The sequence below is a fragment of the Paenibacillus favisporus genome, from assembly GCF_040545415.1.
GTDB classification, from domain to species: domain Bacteria; phylum Bacillota; class Bacilli; order Paenibacillales; family Paenibacillaceae; genus Paenibacillus_AQ; species Paenibacillus_AQ favisporus.
This window is the reverse complement of the sequence record NZ_JBEPLV010000004.1, coordinates 178,364-195,838: the sequence shown is the minus strand read 5'-3', so window position 1 is coordinate 195,838 and position 17,475 is coordinate 178,364. Positions and strand designations below refer to the sequence as shown.

13 protein-coding genes are annotated in these 17,475 nt (G+C 56.1%); 3 read left to right on the top strand and 10 right to left on the bottom strand.

Features of this window, described 5'->3' with window-relative positions:
- Positions 1-124 precede the first annotated feature (124 nt).
- Positions 125-934: an AraC family transcriptional regulator gene (locus tag ABID47_RS18845; RefSeq protein ID WP_354499041.1), complete on the bottom strand. Its 810-nt coding sequence runs from the start codon at positions 932-934 to the stop codon at positions 125-127.
- 117 nt (positions 935-1,051) lie between these two features.
- On the opposite strand from ABID47_RS18845, the gene ABID47_RS18840 reads away from it, so the two are divergent.
- A complete protein-coding gene (locus ABID47_RS18840) occupies positions 1,052-2,302 on the top strand; it encodes an MFS transporter (RefSeq protein ID WP_354499039.1) in 1,251 nt (416 codons plus the stop codon).
- A 276-nt stretch (positions 2,303-2,578) separates the two neighbouring features.
- Here ABID47_RS18840 and ABID47_RS18835 read toward each other — a convergent pair whose 3' ends face one another.
- Positions 2,579-6,424, bottom strand: a complete 3,846-nt coding sequence (locus tag ABID47_RS18835; protein ID WP_354499038.1) for a discoidin domain-containing protein — start codon at positions 6,422-6,424, stop codon at positions 2,579-2,581.
- Between the two features lie 534 nt (positions 6,425-6,958).
- Positions 6,959-7,810, bottom strand: a complete 852-nt coding sequence (locus tag ABID47_RS18830) for an SGNH/GDSL hydrolase family protein (RefSeq protein ID WP_354499036.1) — start codon at positions 7,808-7,810, stop codon at positions 6,959-6,961.
- A gap of 368 nt (positions 7,811-8,178) precedes the next feature.
- On the opposite strand from ABID47_RS18830, the gene ABID47_RS18825 reads away from it, so the two are divergent.
- Complete coding sequence (locus ABID47_RS18825; protein ID WP_181909166.1) at positions 8,179-8,346, top strand: hypothetical protein; 168 nt, start codon at positions 8,179-8,181, stop codon at positions 8,344-8,346.
- 144 nt (positions 8,347-8,490) lie between these two features.
- On the opposite strand, the gene melA is transcribed toward ABID47_RS18825, so the two are convergent.
- Positions 8,491-9,789 (bottom strand): alpha-glucosidase/alpha-galactosidase, encoded by a 1,299-nt coding sequence (gene melA / locus ABID47_RS18820; protein WP_076173052.1) that lies wholly within the window; start codon positions 9,787-9,789, stop codon positions 8,491-8,493.
- Between the two features lie 485 nt (positions 9,790-10,274).
- Here melA and ABID47_RS18815 point away from each other — a divergent pair, with 485 nt between their 5' ends.
- Positions 10,275-11,120, top strand: a complete 846-nt coding sequence (locus tag ABID47_RS18815) for an AraC family transcriptional regulator (protein WP_354499034.1) — start codon at positions 10,275-10,277, stop codon at positions 11,118-11,120.
- A 100-nt stretch (positions 11,121-11,220) separates the two neighbouring features.
- Here ABID47_RS18815 and ABID47_RS18810 read toward each other — a convergent pair whose 3' ends face one another.
- From ABID47_RS18810 to ABID47_RS18785, 6 genes are all read right to left on the bottom strand, one after another.
- Entirely contained in the window at positions 11,221-11,715 is a 495-nt protein-coding gene (locus ABID47_RS18810) for an SRPBCC family protein (protein ID WP_354499033.1), read from the bottom strand.
- A gap of 103 nt (positions 11,716-11,818) precedes the next feature.
- Complete coding sequence (locus tag ABID47_RS18805) at positions 11,819-12,133, bottom strand: ArsR/SmtB family transcription factor (RefSeq protein WP_089549304.1); 315 nt, start codon at positions 12,131-12,133, stop codon at positions 11,819-11,821.
- Between the two features lie 206 nt (positions 12,134-12,339).
- A complete protein-coding gene (locus ABID47_RS18800; protein WP_354499030.1) occupies positions 12,340-13,713 on the bottom strand; it encodes an alpha-L-fucosidase in 1,374 nt (457 codons plus the stop codon).
- A gap of 16 nt (positions 13,714-13,729) precedes the next feature.
- Positions 13,730-15,403, bottom strand: coding sequence for an ABC transporter substrate-binding protein (locus ABID47_RS18795; RefSeq protein WP_354499028.1), 1,674 nt, complete (start codon positions 15,401-15,403; stop codon positions 13,730-13,732).
- Between the two features lie 13 nt (positions 15,404-15,416).
- The gene (locus tag ABID47_RS18790) at positions 15,417-16,316 is read right to left on the bottom strand and encodes a carbohydrate ABC transporter permease (protein ID WP_089549307.1); all 900 of its coding nucleotides are present in this window, start codon (positions 16,314-16,316) and stop codon (positions 15,417-15,419) included.
- A 12-nt stretch (positions 16,317-16,328) separates the two neighbouring features.
- Positions 16,329-17,285, bottom strand: a complete 957-nt coding sequence (locus tag ABID47_RS18785; RefSeq protein ID WP_105445261.1) for an ABC transporter permease — start codon at positions 17,283-17,285, stop codon at positions 16,329-16,331.
- Positions 17,286-17,475: the final 190 nt, after the last annotated feature.

Below are 17,475 nucleotides of genomic sequence, written 5' to 3'. Positions count from 1 at the left end.
AATACTACTTAGATATCTTGTCAAGCGTGTATCCACATGTTACGGAGAATCTGTCTCGATGATAAGGTCAAAAAACCGCATCCCTCCCGGATACGGTTCGATTTCACAGCTCCAATTTAAGTTTTTAGATCAAGCGGCGTCCTTCCGATTTCCGGTACTGCTCCGGCGTCATGCCGGTCATTTTGGCAAAGGCCCGGAAAAATTGGCTCGTGCTCGAGAACCCGAGGTTGAAGCTGATATCGGTGACAGTGTCCGCGGACTTCTTCAGCTGTTCCATCGCTTCCCTCACCCGGAGCTGCAGCACATACTGATACGGGGGCACGCCCGTCATGGACTTGAACGACCGGATAAAATGGTACCGGCTCTGCATCGCCATCGCTGCGAGGCTGCTGACGCTCAGCTGTTCCGTGAAATGCGCATGCACGTATTCGAGCACCTGTGCCAGATGCCGGTCGGCGGCAGCATGGGCCATCTTGGGACTGGCCGGAACGGTCCCCTCCCAAACCAGCTCCCGCAGATCGCAGATCATCCGGGCTTCCAGTTCCTCCTCCACGAGCGGATCAGCCATGTCGAGAGCCATCATATCCGCTGTCCATTGCCGAAACACCCTCGATACCCGGCCCACGTCAAACTGCTTTCTGTGCCGGGGTTCACTGTAAACCGAGGAATCACCCGGGTACAGGCTCTCGGGCCGGATCCGGATCACCACCACGCCCGTGCCGTCGCCAATGTAGAACGAATGCCGGTCACTGGGCTGCAGCACGATTCCTTCGCCGGGAGGGAGCGCCAGCTGTTTATGCTCATGCGTAAAATGGCAGGTCCCCTGAAGCGGAATCGTGATCTGGTATTGATCGTCGTGCGTATGCGGTGTATTTTCGAACGGGCTGGAGAAACGGTGAACCTCCAGCTGCGGCATTACGATCTGCATTCTCATGTACCCTCACCCCGCTCCAGTATAGCATATCGTGCTCTGTCCAAAAGGCAATTTTCGCTGCGACAGCTGCGTGTTCGATCCGCTATGATGGGTAGAAAAAAAAGAGGATGTGGAGAAATGTCACAATCTGAAATGACTGTGGATACGGCAAAAAATACGGCTTTGGCCGTTCTGCTCGGCGTCAGCTGCGCCCACCTGCTGAACGATGCGATGCAGTCGGTTGTTCCCGCGGTGTTTCCGCTCTTTCAACAGCAAATGCACTTGAGCTATACCGAGATCGGCTGGGTTGCCTTCACGCTCAATATTACGGCTTCCATTCTGCAGCCGGCCATTGGGTACTATACCGACCGCCGCCCGCTGCCGCTGCTCCTTCCGCTTGGCATGTTGTTCACCCTGCTCGGTATGGCAGGTTTAGCCCTGGCACCATCGTTTTGGTACCTGCTGCTGTCGGCGGCCCTGATCGGAATCGGTTCCTCGGTGCTCCATCCCGAGTCGTCCCGGGTCGCCCATCTGGCCATGAACCGGCGGAAAGGACTGGCGCAGTCCGTATTCCAGGTCGGGGGCAACACCGGCCAGGCGTTTGCTCCGCTGATGGCCGCGTTCATCATCAGCCCGCAGGGTCAGCTCGGTTTTCTATGGTTTATCGTGCTGGCCGGACTCGGCATCGCGCTGCAGCTCGGCGTCAGCCGCTGGTACAGCCGGCAGACCCGTCCCGCTCTGACCGCAAACCATACCCATCACCAGGAGCCCAGCAGGTTCAGCAAGCGGTTTATTGTGTATGTGCTCGCGATCTTGATCCTCATGCTGTTTTCCAAGTTCGTATATCTCGCCAGCATGACCGGTTATTACGCCTTCTATTACATGGATCAATACCACCTTCCGCTAACCAGCGCGCAGCTGAGTATTTTTGCCCTGCAGTTCGCCGGCATGGCCGGTACGTTCCTGGGCGGTCCGCTGGCGGACCGGTTCGGGCGTCAAAAGATTATCTGGTTCTCCATCCTCGGCACGTCCCCGTTCTCCCTCCTGCTGCCCTATGCAGGGCCGGTCGGGTCGGTGATCCTCTGTGCGGCCATCGGCCTGATCCTGATGTCCGGCTTCTCGGTCATTATCGTGTACGCACAGGAGATGCTGCCGGGACACGTGGGAACCGTTGCCGGGTTGTTCTTCGGACTGGCCTTCGGCATGGGCGGCCTGGGTTCGGTCATCATGGGCTGGCTGATGGACTCTCACGGGGTTGCGCTGATGACGCAGGTATGCGCTTTTCTCCCGCTGCTCGGCCTGTTCGCGCTGCTACTGCCTAAAGACTCCGTGATTATGGGCGCAGCCGGTAAGGCTGGCAGCAGCTCATCTTCGGCTGAAGCGCTATAACAAAAACTTTTATCGAAGCAAATTCCAATAAGACAGACCGCACTTAGCGGAAGTTCTTGCGATATAAGGAAGCAAAGTCACTGATACTGACATGCTCTTTATTACTTAACAAAATCAGCAAAGGACGTACGGCCCCATACCCTAAGAAACGGTATGGGGCCGTACGTCCTTTTTACTGGCTATATAAGGAAATCCGAAAACAAGAATGATCATAGGGACATTTTACGTACTTGCCCCATCATCCAATTCAACTTTTCAACTTATATAGCGTTGATATCAAGGATTCACGTTAATGGTAAAGGTCGACGTATTGTTTTTGATCGGCGTGGCCGTGTTCACAATTTTCAGATTGTTGAAGGTCACCGATCCGACCGCCGGCCCCTGATTGGGCTCAGGCATTTCGTTGGCCCAGATCCCAAAGCCCGACTTGGCGTCAAATGCGTCGCCGCTCTTTTGTGCGCCGGAAATCGTAACGTTCGTGAAAATGGTGTCCTTGATCGGGTTTTGCGGCTGTCCGTTAAAATAGCCGGTCTGGAACATAATGCCGTGATAGGTCGGGTCCACGATATCCAAGTCGCTTACCCGAATACCCTGGAACACTTTCGATGCCGAGAACAGCCACATCGCCGGGAAGGTCTGCTGGCCCCAGAAGTGCCCGCCGGCCCGGACGATCGATATATTCTCGAAATTGGTCGTTGGTGATGCGCCGAATCCGTTCATCGGGTAGCCGAAGTCCAGCGAGCTGATCGTCACGCCCGAGTAGCACAGCGTATCGGCAATGTAAATGTTGCGGAAAGTGTTGCCGTATCCGCCGTAGACGGCGAGACCGGCGGCACGCCAGGTCAAGAGCGACGTCAGGTTTTCATAAACGTTGTCCTTTTCGTCCGCCCCGCCTGCATCGATCGCCGAGAACAGTGCGAAGCTGTCGTCGCCGGTAGCCCGCGCTTCGACGTTGCGCACCAGATTGTTTGTGCTGCCGTTGGTCATGTTGATGCCGTCGGCAAACGTGTTGCGGATGCGCGAATTGGTAATCGTCATGTAATCGGTGTTGGCTCCCCAGTACATGCACACCTGATGCTCGGTCCAGATGTTGTCGATCGTCATGTTCGCCACGTTCGAGAAGTCGAACACCTTGCCCGGACCGTCGATGCGGGAGGTATAGTTGCCGAAGTAGGCAAAGTTCGCGAACGTGGAGCCATTGGCCGTGGAGTTGGCCGTAAATCCGACATCCGTGTTGGATTGGTTCGCCGGGGCCACGAAGCGGGTGTACCATGGGCCGGCGCCGACGATTTTAATTGGCTTGCCGTAGACCTGGAATTTGTTCGAGGTCTGATACGTTCCCGGCGGCAGATATACTCCGACCAGATTGCCTGTCGTATCCATTCGCACTTTATCCAGCGCATTCTGCACGTCCTGATGCGTGAAGCCGGCCGGCACCGCGTATTTGGCCGGATCCGGATTCGGAATCGGCGCAACCTGCTCCAGGCTGATGAAATCGATCGCGTAGTTCGTCGTATTGGCCGCATCCTTTTGGAGCCGGATCGTGCTGCCTTTCGGGATGGTGCTGTCGAACATGATATTGGCCTCGTCATAAATATGTCTTGGCGCACCGGCTCCTGGGCTGTTGCTCGGGTTCGCTTCGTCGCCATACAGCCAGGCGTAGCGCGACGTCAGATTGATCGTCTTGGCGAAAGTGCCGTTAACGTACACATTCAGCGTCGCATCGATACCGCCGCCCCCGGGTGCATCCGGGATGGAGAACCGGGTCACCAGCGTGTTCGTATTGGCTTTGGTCGTGAACTCCACGTAGCTGCCCGTGCTGTTTAACGTCACGGCTTTACGTCCCGAAGCCTCGCCGGCGAGGTCGCCGATGTTCCGGTTCGGACCGACGATTGCCGCGCCGCCTCCAACGATGCCATCTTCTGCCTCGTACATATCGTACGGCATGTTCGCTCCGCGGCCGACGAAGAAGGACTGCGTTGTGACGTTATTGCCCTGCTTCACCGGCAGTTCGTTGCCGTCAACGGCGATTTCCGTCTTGACGTTATACTTGCCGTTCGCCGCTGTCCAGCTGCCTAAGCTGACTGGTGCAGCCGAAGCCCCGCTGGCGATGACACCGCTGACCGAGCCGGTCAAGGTCTTGATCACCGCACCGGTCGTCGCATCGGTTAACGTCAGCTTGATATGATGAGCGCCTCCCGCTGAGGCGGCCGTTCCTTGATTTTTGACTGTCACCGTAAAGTTCACCGTGTTGCCGGCCGAAGGGTTGCCCGGCGTCCAGGTCACCGAAGAAGCTACCAGATCGGAGCTCGATACCGGTGCAATCACCAGTGGGGATGGATTGGTGAAGGCGTTATTGTCTTCGTTTTGCTCGATGACTGACTTTTCTTCATCCACCTTGGAGGTCAATTGGTAGCTCCCGGCGTCTTTGGCGCCAATGGACAGGGTTACGTTCGTGGAAGCTCCTGCCGCCAAAGCGCCCACCGGTGCGGAACCGACTTTGGTTGTGCCGAGGTAAAAGTTCACCGTCGTTGCTCCGGAGGAAGCCGTCCCCACGTTTTTGACCGTGGACGTCAGCGTGACCGCATCGGTCTCTACCGGAGATGCCGGCGTCCAGGACATGCCCGTGATCGTCAGGTCCGGATTCGGAGCAGGCGTTCCGATGACCTGCAGCTCCGCCACTTGGCCGCCGGTCGAACCCGAGTTGGCGGTGAATTTCAGCTGGATGTCGCTGGCTGTAGCCGTCACCGGAATCGTCACGGTGTTGCCGGACGCCGGGCTGAAGCTGTACTGCGCAGAGGAGACCAAATTCGTGAAGCTGGTCGAATTCTGGTCATGGCCCAGCACCTGAATCGTTTGGGTGCGTGGTCCCCAAGCGCTGTCCGGATTCAGCTTCAGCACGATGGACGAAATATTCGCATTCGCGCCCAGGCTGAGCGTCAGCGTGTTCGGGTATGCATTCGCGGCCCCTTCCCAATAGGTGGTCAGGCTGCCGTCATTGGCATTGGCTGGCACGTAGATATATTCATTCGAGGAAGCGGTGATCGGCTTGTTCAGCGCCAGATTCGTACCAGTGCCCCCACCCGTGCCGGTTCGGGTCACGGTATTGCTGGCCGCGGATACGTTGCCCGCAGCATCCTTGGCTTTGACGTAATAGGAGACGGTGGCCGATGCCGGCAGGTTGTCGGTATACGTCAGAGCACTGCCGGCAACGCTCGCACGCAAGGCGTTATTCGCGTAGATATCATATCCGGTTACGCCCACATTGTCCGTGGAAGCGGTCCACGTCAGCTTGATCTGTCCGGAAGCCGGCTCGGTAAAGGCCAGGTTTCCCGGGGCGGAAGGGGCCTGCGTGTCGCCGCCAGCGGCGGAGCCGTACACCTCAAACTCGGAAATCTGCCCAGCAGGCCAGCCCGTGTTGGCCGTAAAGACCAGCTTGACGTATCGGGCAGCAGCCGCGGTAAAGCTGACCGTCACCGTATTGTTACCGGCCGGATCGAAGGTGTAGCTCTGCGAGGCGGCCAAATTCGTAAAGGTTGCCCCGTCCGCGCTGCCCTGGACCGACAGCGTCTGAGCTCTTTTCTCCCAGCCGCTGACAGGAAGCTTCAGGACCACTTTGTTAACATTGTAGGACCCGCCAAGGTCAACCTGAAGCCACTGCAGAAAAGCGTTATTATCACTCTCCCAGTATGTAGCCTGATTGGAGTCGCCTGCATTCGCCGGCGCGTAGGTCTGGGTATATGAGCTCGCGCTCATGTTCTTGCCCGCCGCCAAATTGCCCGGCTCGGCGGCCGCAGCGGCGTCCTCTGCCGTTGCTGCCGGCTCAGCGGAATTCAGCCCGCTGGCGGAGCTTTCAGCCGCCGTATCCGCAGCTCCATTGGCCGGGTTGCCCGCGTCTGCGGAGCCTGCAGCCTCGCCCGGAGAATCAGCCGGGGCCTTACCGCCGGCCGGATCCGGAGTGTCATTGCCGCCTGGCTGCTGGCTCCCGGAGGCAGGTACAGCCCCCGCGGGTTCTGCATAACTCCAAGACGGGGAATAAAAAAACTGCGAAATGAGAAGTACGAAGATCAGCGCATACAGAGCCGCCGTTTTCCGTAAAGCCTGAAAATGGTGAGCCGTCATAATCATCCTCCTGAATGAGATACTTGGACCTGGACTACCTGCGACAGGAACTGCCCCGTCTTTAAAAATAAACCGCTTTCATTTTTCTGGGAACCCGGTAATTTCTGGAGCTCACCTCCTTAGCAGCGTGGACGGATATTGGCGTTTGTTCGGACGCCCTTCTCGGGATGGGATGGTATGGGCAGACAGGCTGGACGAATTGTTGGAATGCGAAGGGGTTTTGGTTTGCTGCAGAGTCCACCACTACAAATGGTTGGGTCTGTGGCCGGGCCTTGGTGCCGGATTTGTGTTTCTGGGAAGGAGATGTCAAGTTACGCATTCACTATACTGGAAAAATCTTACGTATGACGATGCGTGTTTGTAAGCATTTTGTGTCTGTTCCTATGATTTTGGTGAATTCAACCATACGGAAAACATAAAGACCGGCAAAAGGTGTCCCCCTTACCGGTCTTCGCATGACTTGATATACTTTCGGCTTACCCAAGCGTCTGAAATCACCTCGGTCGGAATGATAAACCACAGAGAGCACATAAATTATTCGTTGAATGCCATAAGAGTCTTTACAAGCAGGGTAGCGTAAAATTCCGAACCACTGCGGTTCAAATGCACGCCATCCCGGGAAAAGAAGCCGTTTTTGCCTTTGCTGGCCGAATACCAGTCCACTACCGCAGCATTGCTGAATTCATTGGCAACTTCTGCGATATCCCTGTTAACGGCAGCCTCCCATTGCCTCGGAACACGCGTATTCACCAGCAGGACCCGCTTGTCCCCGCCCAGCGACTGCAGCAGAGATTTTAATTGCCTTTTGTTAAAAGGCCCGTTGGTGCCGAGCTCGATGATAATCCGGTCGCCGAGCCGGCCCTGGGCTTTCAACCGGTCGACCGCCTCCCCTGCCTGACGCATTTGCCGGCCGACCTTGCCGTCCACGACGATGCCGGGAAGCATCTTTTCCAGGAAAGGCGCGGCGTCCAGCATGACGGAATCGCCGATGGCGGTGATGCCTTTGCCGGAACGCGGCAGCGGATCAGTGGTCTTGGCTGCGGCTGCAGCCGGCCGCCCGTTTGGCTCTTTTGCTTCCGTGGCCTGAACCGGCTTGTCCGCTCTGTTGTTCGGTGCGATCGCCTCGCTGTCGGTCTTGTCATCCTTCTTTTCTTTCACCTTTTCATTCATTTTCACATTCGTCTTTTCTTCGTCGGGCTCATATGTACGCTGCACCGGTTGAGTCGTTGTTCTTTCCGCTTCGACGACGACTTGTGCGGTTGGCTCAGTCTTGTTCAAGGCGTAGTAACCGCAAGCGGCCATGATCAAAATCACGGGAATGAGAGCGCTTAGTACGATGGAGTGAGTAGTTCCTTTTTCAGCAAAAAACAATCGGTTTCTTTTCAATCTGAATCCTCCTCTATGAAACGGTACTTCTTCGATATATTGATAGGAACATCGAAGGCAGCCCAAAACTTTCGAAGTAGGATACTTTATGATAGATAAGCCACTAATTATTCATATGAAATAGCAATAATAGAAAAGCTCCTTGCAGATCCTGTAACTTGCCGGACTCAATCAGTAATAGCCAGAGGGCAACGTAGGCAAGAAGCAGAATGTGATATTTCCAAGCGCTAGAAAATCTTCCAACAAAAAGGTATCCGGAAACGTTATAATAAATAACAACCGATTGAAAAAGTGCCGGATATCCCCTCCCGTCGCCTGAGCCAGGCACTAACAAGGGCCGGATCATTTCAACCGAAAGGAGAATGGCTATGGATTTTCGCAACCCTCCCGGACAGTATGACCCCGACATTCACAAGAAGCGCCACGATGAAAAGGTAAATCAAGGTGCCGGCCGCGGATTTCTCTGGAACCTGGTCAATCTGCTGATAGGTCTAGCCATTGTGGCCGTGATCATCCTGCTGGTATGGCTGTTTTGATGTACAGAACTAATCGGTGGAAAACGCCGGACCTGTCCGCCAACCGGACTACCGGAAGGAATGTAAAAACGGGCTTACCCCGTCTCTGCCTCGAAGCAGCAGAGAGAGGTAAGCCCGTTCATTTTTTACATCACAGCGACGCCTTTATTTGAATTCAGGCAGCCAGCTGCCGTGCGCCTCGATGAGATCGTCGCACAGCGCCACGATATCGTCGATGGACAGCTCGGCAGATGTGTGCGGATCGAGCATGGCCGCATGGTAGATGTGCTCCTTTTTCCCGGTGACGGCCGCTTCCACGGTAAGCAGCTGCGTATTGATGTTCGTGCGGTTCAGCGCGGCCAGCTGCGGCGGCAGATCGCCCACGTACGTCGGAGTCACGCCGGAGGCATCCACCAGGCATGGCACTTCGACGCAGGCTTCCTTCGGCAGGTTCGTGATCAGGCCGGTGTTCATAACGTTGCCGCCGATTTTGAACGGCTGGTTCGTCTCCATCGCCTCCATGATGTAGGATGCATACTCCTTGGAACGGCTGTGCCCGATGCTTTCGCTCGCAAACAGCTTCTCTCGCATTTCCTTCCATCCGTTGATCTGGTTAACGCAGCGACGCAGGTATTCGTCGAGCGGAATGTTGTATCTTTCAATGAGTTCGGGATAATTGCGTTTGATGAAATACGGATGGTATTCGGCATTATGCTCGGACGATTCCGTGACATAGTAGCCGAAACGCAGCATCAGCTCGAAGCGCACCATGTCATGATGCTTCTCCTTCTGCTTTTCGGCGGCACGGCGCTTGATTTCGGGGTACAGGTCCACCCCGTCTTTCTTGACCTCAAGCAGCCAGGCCATATGGTTGATGCCCGCGATTTTGGATTCCACGCCGGTCGGATCCATTTCGAGCGTTCTGAACAGGTCGGATACGCAGTGCTGCACGCTGTGGCACAGACCGACCGTTTTCACACCGCCCACGGTGTTCATGACGTTGGTCAGCACTGCCATCGGATTCGTGTAATTGAGGAACCAGGCGTCCGGACAGACTTCCTGAATGTCCTTCGCAAAGTCCAGCATGACCGGAATCGTGCGCAGGTTGCGGAAGATCCCGCCGATGCCCAGCGAGTCGGCAATCGTCTGGCGCAGGCCGTATTTCTTCGGCACCTCAAAATCGGTGATCGTACAAGGATCGTACCCGCCCACCTGGATCGCGTTAATGACGTATTTGGCGCCGCGCAGCGCCTCTTTGCGGTCCGTGTACGCCTTGATCTGGCACGTGCTGCCCAGCGTCTCCTTGATGCTGTTCAGGAGCCGTTCCGAATCGTTCAGCCGCTCCATGTCGATATCGAAAAGGGCCAGCTCAAACCCCTGCAGCGCCGGAGTTGACATGACGTCTCCAAGCACGTTTTTTACAAATACCGTACTGCCTGCACCGATAAACGTAATTTTGGCCATATTGATTCAATCCCTCCCGTAAATGTTGGCTTTCTTCAAGCCCGTCGCATGACCTAAATATATAGGCCCGGCCCTGTAAATAACATGGAGCAACCCCTGCAATACCTGTCATAATCCCATTTTAGAATTCGCTTTCATCTCGTTTTACAGCCGTTTTACCTGTTATAATGTAAAAAAACGTCTATCGATGTACCTTCACAGAAGACAGACCGCGTTTAAAGGTAATTTTTCTTGCAATATCAGGAAGCCATGGCTCTGGAGTTTATACTTTCTGATATTATAAAAAAACATCTATCGACGTACCTTCACAGAAGACAGACCGCGTTTAGCGGAAGTTTTTCTTGCAATATCAGGAAGCCATGGCTCTGGAGTTTATACTTTCTGATATTATAAAAAAAACGTCTATCGATGTACCTTCATAGAAGACAGACCGCGTTTAGCGGAAGTTTTTCTTGCGAGACAGACAGGAGGGACTCATAGCTCAAATGACCCGGATCAATGTTGACTACTATATGCCCGCCCTGCAGGGCCAAACGGATCTCCGCCTGCACTTTTTCGGCATGGAGGAATGCCTGCCGAACCATTCGTGGGGACCCGGACTGCGGGATGCCTACATCCTGCACTATGTGCACAGCGGCACGGGGACTTTCACCACCGGCGGCACCACCTACCGGCTCGGCGCGGGACAGGGATTCCTGATCGTGCCGGATATGCTGGTGCAATACACGGCCGACGAGTCGGATCCGTGGACGTATACATGGTTCGGCTTTCAAGGTGTGCTGGCCAAAACGCTCCTGCAGCGCGCCCACCTGAATGCGTCCCATCCAGTCTACGAGGCAGGTCCGGACGGCGGTTTTCCGCGGTTTTACGAACAGCTGCGCGCCGCGATGGAAGGACCCGGCGGCGACGTGCTCAGCCAGGGCATCCTGTACGGGCTGCTGGGCGAGCTGATTCGGGACTGCCGTGACAACGGCGAAGCCCCGCGGCCAACCACCTCGAAAGAAGCCTACGTCCGCAAGGCCGTCGGCTATATCGAGAGCAGCTACAGCCAGAAGATCAGCATCCAGGACATCGCCCGTTCCGTCGGGCTGGACCGGACATATCTGTCCGGCCTGTTCAAGGACCAGTTCGGCGTGTCGCTGCAGGCGTTCCTGCTGGAGTACCGGATGAAGCGCGCCGCTGTGCTGCTGCACAACCTGGAGCTGTCGGTAAGCGACGTGTCCCGCTCGGTCGGCTACACAGACCCGTTCCTGTTCTCCAAAATGTTCAAAAAAACGATTGGCTGCTCACCCCGATCCTACCGGGAGCAGCAGATTTCTTCTGGCAGCTGAAGATCGTTCCCAACGCCAACGCCACGCCAAAAAAAGCCCTCCAGTCCTATTAGACTGGGGGCTCCTTGGCTGTACATCTCGGCTGCCGGCCGCTCATGGCTTATCCCTGACGCAGCTCCGCAAACCGATGGCGGTATTGCTCGTATTTCCCTTCCCAGATGTCCTTCCGGGAAGCAATGGTCCGGCCGTCGAGCAGCGCCTCGATAACGTCCAGGCAGACATCCCATCCGGCAACGTCCTTAGGCGTATGATCGGTGACTCGGACGATCGTCTCGATCAGGACGAGGCGGCAGCCCTGCGGCACCGGATACAGCTCAAACCGGACGCGGTCCTCCGCCCAGGTATACTCAAGTACCGACAGGGGCTTCAGCTCCAAAATTTCGAACTTTTCATAAGTACCGTCCTGCATATCGAATGAGATGACTCCGCCTTCACGCAAATCTTCGACGCGAAGCTCCGCAAACCACTGCTTCAGCTGGTCATTCTCGGTCAGCGCCGCCCATACCTTTTCCACCGGGTGCTTCAAATGCCGCACGAACCGCACACGGGTTCCCTGCTCGTCCTGCTCAACCACGGCCAATTCATTGGAATTCACGGTTGATCCTCCTTTTTCGCATGCTCCTTAAAGTTTGTCATTCCGTCAGGATACCCAATCCAACTTAAATTCTGCCAAATCCCTGCAAGCAGGTATTTCCTGCTCAAGGCTCTTCTTCATCGAGGAAGCGCTCCAGGTCGTCCAGCTTGCCGGACCAAAACCTGCGGTAGGGCCCAAGCCAATCGTCAAGCTGCTCCAGCGGCTTCGCGTTCAGGCTGTACATCCGCTTCTGGGCATCGCTGCGGACGGTCACAAGCCCCGCTTCCCGCAGGATCCGCAAATGCTTGGACACCCCCGGCTGGCTTAGGGACGACAGCTCCACAAGCTCGCCCACAGAACGGTCCCGCACTCGCAAATATTCCAGAATGCTCCGCCGGTTCGGTTCGGATAACGCTTCAAACAGTTTGTCTGTGTTCATGACAATTATATTACCTTTTGGTTATATAAATGTAAAGGAATATAATAACGCCGAATCGTTCTTCACAACAAAAGGGCCATCCCTCCAAGGCTCAGCGCATGCTTCCTCGGAAGAAAGGCTCCAAGGAAAAAGCATACGGCTGCCTAGTATGAGATGGCCCTAAGGTTACAGGGTCAGGGTTTGCATTTTAGTTAAATCCGGCTGAGTTACCGCTCGGCACCATCGGCGAATACCGATGTGCCCCGCAGGCGCGCCCAGTCAGCTACCCGGGCGGGATCGCCTTCCCACAGCCGCTCCCTCCCCCACTGATTCGCCTCGGGCTTGCCTTCGCATTCCACGCGGATCACCGGGAAGAGCCGCGTCGGCGCCTCCCGCGGCAGCCCGTGAATCCACAGCTCATCGCCGTTCTGTTCGAATGCGAGCTCCTGCCCTGTGGTCAGGAGCGTGACGCCCTTCACCCGGGTGTTCAAGTCGGCCAGCCTCATGTCCGGGCGGCCGTCCCAGAACCGGATGATCAAATACAAGTTATTGCCGCGGGTCGTCTGCCGTCCGCGGGTGATAAACTCGGTGACGGAGCCTCCGTCCGTGCCGTACACCGCCTCGCCGTGCACCTCCAGCCAGCGCCCGATCTCCAGCCCACGCTCCACGAATTCAGGCGGGAGCTGACCGTCCGCCGTCGGGCCGACGTTGAGCAGCAGGTTGCCCCCGTGGGCGCCGCCTTTCTCGGCGCTTTCGCAGAGCATATCAAGCAGCACATCCGCCGGACGCCACCGCTCGCCGATTACATGGCTCCAGAGCCGCCATGTCGTCACCTGGCACGACTCCCACAGCCGTTTCTGCTCGGCATGGATCACATGCTCCGGGGTACCGAAGTCGCCGAGCGTATCGGAATCGCCGGCACCCACGCCCCCGTCGGCCCGATACCCGTCATGAGCGGCGGAATAACCGAGCCGGTTGTTGATAAGAATATCCGGCTGCAGCGCCCGCATCTCCTCCACCAGCTTCACGCTCTGCAGATCATCCGCATTCCGCGGCCATACTCCGTCGAAGAAGAAGTGGTCGATCTTTCCGTAGTTCGTCAGCAGCTCTTTGACTTGGGCGTGAAGATAGGCGCGGACCTTCTCCCACCCCTCCGGATCCTTGGCCGGGCCGTGGAAATACGCCGGCAGCCGCCAATCGATCCACGAATAGTACAGTCCGATCCGCAGCCCCTCTTTGCGGAAGGCCTCAGTGTATTCACGGACAAAATCCCTTTGCGGAGCCTGCTTGGCGCTGGAGTAGTCCGTATAAGCGCTGTCCCACATGCAGTAGCCGTCGTGGTGCCGGGTCGTAAAGCAGGCATATTTAAACCCGGCTTTTCTCGCCGTATAGGCCCACAATTCGGGATCGTAATGCTTCGGGTTCCATGCGCAGGCCTGCTCCGCATACTCCTTGTGGTCCAAATGCTCACGGAACAGCACCTGTTCCCCGCGCCCGTACTGCGCGTAAGGCCCCCAATGGATAAACATCCCGTAACGGCTCTCGGTAAACCACTTCCACTTGTCCGGAACGGTAAAGGCGTGCGATTGAATAGCGGTCATGATCGAAGTTTCCTCCTTACGATTGGGTCTCGGATGTCACGGATTTGCGCGCATCGTACGCTTCCTGGTAGATCTCCAGGTATCGGTCCAGCCCCATGCTCTTCAGCGTCGACTGGTACTCGTTCCACTGGGCGTTGAGGTCGGCGTCGCCGATAATGAACCGCGCCATCATTTCGTTCGTGTAATCGAAAATCGTCTTGGACAGGTCAGCCAGCTCCTGCGATTGATCCACCGTAAAATTGAGCGGCGGCAGCACCGTCTCCACCTTGACACGATAAGGCTCGTATTTGGTCTTCGTCTCGTTGTACAGGATCGATTCCAGCGGGTTCTCCTTGTCCTCCACCGCGCCGAGGCGCAGCGAATTCGGACGGTAGGCGATGCCGGTCTGGGCCCAGTGCTTGTTCTGCGTCACCCCGAATTGGGACATGTCTTTATAGACCGCCTGCTTGCCGTTTAATCCGATTTCGCCGTCTTTGGCCCATCTCCAGTCCTTATCCGGCTCTCCGATCGTTGAGCGCAGCGTCATTTCCCGGTCGTACAGGGCGTCCGCGAAGCGGAAGGCCGCCGCCGGATTTTTCGCCTTGTTCGTGATCACGAACTGCCCCGGAGCCACCTGATAAGGATCGTACTGCGTCACCTGAAGCCCTTCCGGGCCTTTCAGCGGAGGTACGGCGACATAATCCTTCCACCGGCCGCTAGCACCGCTCAGTTGGGTGAGCACACTCATATTGGGGCCGGAGGCGGCGCCCAGAATCGGCACGTCCGGATTTTCCCCCAGCTGAACGAGCTGCGCGGGATCCCGGGTCAGCGATTGCGGATCCATCAAGCCTTCGTCGTACAGCTTGTGCAGGAAGGCCAGCCCTTCCTTCCAACCGTCCTTGACGAACGGAACGTCGACTTTGCCCTCATCATTCACATACATCCGAGTATAAGGTGCATACGTGAAAGAGTTCATCAGGAAGTTTTCCACGCTCGTCGTCAGGGTCGAATTTTGTGTCGTTTGCGGCGCTCCCGAGAACGGGATTTCGTCGGCCTTCCCGTTTTTATTCGGGTCTTGGGTCTTGAACGCCTTCAGCACCTTATAAAATTCATCGATCGTGGTCGGCATCTCCAGATTGAGCGCCTTCAGCCACGGCTCGTAGATCCACAGCTTCTGTCGCATGGAGCAGTGGTAGCATTCGTTCGGAGCCGGCAGTGCGTAAATGTTCCCGTCGGCCGAGGTGATCGTCGGTTTGACCAGCGGACTTTCCTCAAACATTTTTTTCGTATTCAGGCCGTATTTCTCAATGTAATCGTTCAGAGGAAGAATGACCCCCTGTTCTCCGTACAGCGCCTGCTGCTCCGGCGTGACGTTCATGCTCATGATGACGTCCGGCAGGTCGCCGCTCGCCAGCGCCAGGTTGAGCTTCTCGGCAGTGGCGATTTCCCACTCCACATGAATATTCGTTTTCTCCTCGAAGTATTTGGTGAATTCGTTCGTGTTGAAATCTTCGACGGCCGGATTGGCGCCGATCATGACCTTGAGCGTCAGTTTGTCGTTCACGATCGGGAACACGCCCGCATCGCTCACCGCTTCACCGGCACTTGGCTCCGCCGCCGGCGCGCCCCCCGAATCCCCGCTGCCGCATGCGCCGAGCAGGCCGATCATGACCGCGGATATGAGTAGCAAAGACAGGAACTTTCTTTTCACACCGATCATCTCCTTATCCCTTTAATGAGCCGATCATGACGCCTTTTACCAGAAATTTCTGAACGAAAGGATACACGACCAGAAGCGGAAAGATGGAAATCACAATCAAGGAATACTTCAGTAAAATTTTGAGTGCCTCCCTGCGGGCCGCATCCTGCGGATCGGCCGCCAGCATCGCCGTGTCGACATCGTTCTGGATCAGAATATCGCGAAGCACGAGCTGCAGCGGGTAGTGGTCCTGGGATTTCAAATAAATCATCGCGTTAAAATACTGGTTCCAGTTGGCCGACGCATAATACAGCGTAATCACGGCGAGAATGGGTCCCGACAGCCGGATGACCACCTTCCACAAAAACTGGAAGTCATTGCATCCGTCCAGCCGTGCCGCCTCGAGCAGCTCGTCCGGTATGGACATCTGAAAATACGTCCGGGCGATGATGACATTCCATACGGTCAGCGCTCCCGGAATGATCATGGACCAGATCGTATCGAGCATACCGAGCTCCCGCACCAGCAGATAGCTGGGGATCAGTCCCCCCGTAAACATCGTCGTGAACATGAACAGAATCATGAATACGTTTTTGCCGTACAGGTCTTTACGGGACAGCGGATAAGCGGCCAGCACCGTCAAGAAGACGTTGAGGGCGGTGCCTGTCACGGTGTAGACGACGGAGTTTTTAAATCCGGTCCATACCATCTTGTAGTCGAATACGGCGGCGTAACCTTCCAGCGTCGGACGAACCGGCCACAACCATACCTTGCCGGACACGACGGCATTAGAGTCGCTGAAAGACGCGCTGACGATGTACACGATCGGATAGAGCACGCTGATAAAAAACAGGGTGACGATGGCGCCGTTCACGAGCGAGAACACCTTGTCCCCCCGGGAGTCATTGCGCAAAGTGCCGTTCATGGGCTTCCCTCCTTACCACAGACTTGCCTGCTTCGACTGCTGAGCGATCTTGTTGACTACGATGAGCAGCACCAGGTTAATGACCGACTTGAACAAGCCGATGGCAGTTGAGTACGAGTAATTTGCCACCTGCGAGGTCAGACCGACCTTGTACACGTACGTGTCGATAATTTCGGATGCCTTCAGGTTTATGGGGTTCTGGAGAAGGAGCACCTTCTCAAAGCCAACGTCGAGCACATGCCCGGTGCTCAGGATCAGAAGGATGATCGCCATGGGCATGATGCCGGGCAGGTCGATATGCCACATCCGGCGCAGCTTGCTGGCCCCGTCGACCACGGCCGCTTCATGCAGGGCAGGGTCGATCGCGGCAAGCGCCGCAATGAAAATGATGCAGTTAAAGCCCGCATGCTGCCAGACATCCGACCAGACATAAATGGAAGAGAACATCGAAATCTCGCCCATAAAATTGACCGGTCCCACACCGATAAAGCCGAGCAGCTTGTTGACGATGCCCGTTCTCGGGTCGAGCAGCTCCCGGATAATCCCGACGATGACGACAATCGAGATGAAATGCGGGGCATACGTGACCATCTGCACCGCCCGCTTGAATACCCGCCCCCGCAAATAGTTGAGGCCGAGCGCCAGCAGAATGGGAAACGGAAAGCTCGCAGCCAGGTTGTAAAAACTGAGGATCAGGGTGTTTTTCAAAATCCTCCAGAAGTCGTATGAGTGAACAAAGCGCTCAAAATGCTTCAGCCCGACCCACTCGCTTCCCCAAATGCCTTTGGTCACAATAAAGTTCTTGAAAGCGATTTGTGCGCCATACATAGGTACGTACTTGAAAATGATCAAATACAGGAGCGGCAGCGCCATCAGCACGTATAACTGCCAGCTGTGGATCAGCTTCTTTACGGCGGGTCTCCTTCCTGTCCTGCGCGCTGCCCTTGTCTTTCGCTCGGTCACCGACATGCTCAATTCACTTTCACCCCCCTTGATTGGACCCAGCATAGACCGGGACCGCCCAAGGTGTAAATTGCCTGTTCCCCGGCGGGTTTACCCTCGTTCAGAAAGGCCGTTGACCTTTGTCCGCCTTGTATACATTTCTTTAGATTCGGGCTTATTTGCCTTAGGCAGCCGGCCGCTGGCGGGGTATTCCCGT

Excerpts from the sequence above, each read along its gene's own strand:
- ABID47_RS18785 (WP_105445261.1), bottom strand. The coding sequence starts at position 17,285 with ATGTCGGTGACCGAGCGAAAGACAAGGGCAGCGCGCAGGACAGGAAGG.
- ABID47_RS18825 (WP_181909166.1), top strand. The coding sequence starts at position 8,179 with ATGGATTTTCGCAACCCTCCCGGACAGTATGACCCCGACATTCACAAG.
- ABID47_RS18840 (WP_354499039.1), top strand. The coding sequence starts at position 1,052 with ATGTCACAATCTGAAATGACTGTGGATACGGCAAAAAATACGGCTTTG.
- ABID47_RS18815 (WP_354499034.1), top strand. The coding sequence starts at position 10,275 with ATGACCCGGATCAATGTTGACTACTATATGCCCGCCCTGCAGGGCCAA.
- ABID47_RS18835 (WP_354499038.1), bottom strand. The coding sequence starts at position 6,424 with ATGACGGCTCACCATTTTCAGGCTTTACGGAAAACGGCGGCTCTGTAT.
- ABID47_RS18845 (WP_354499041.1), bottom strand. The coding sequence starts at position 934 with ATGAGAATGCAGATCGTAATGCCGCAGCTGGAGGTTCACCGTTTCTCC.
- ABID47_RS18800 (WP_354499030.1), bottom strand. The coding sequence starts at position 13,713 with ATGACCGCTATTCAATCGCACGCCTTTACCGTTCCGGACAAGTGGAAG.
- ABID47_RS18790 (WP_089549307.1), bottom strand. The coding sequence starts at position 16,316 with ATGAACGGCACTTTGCGCAATGACTCCCGGGGGGACAAGGTGTTCTCG.
- ABID47_RS18805 (WP_089549304.1), bottom strand. The coding sequence starts at position 12,133 with ATGAACACAGACAAACTGTTTGAAGCGTTATCCGAACCGAACCGGCGG.
- melA (WP_076173052.1), bottom strand. The coding sequence starts at position 9,789 with ATGGCCAAAATTACGTTTATCGGTGCAGGCAGTACGGTATTTGTAAAA.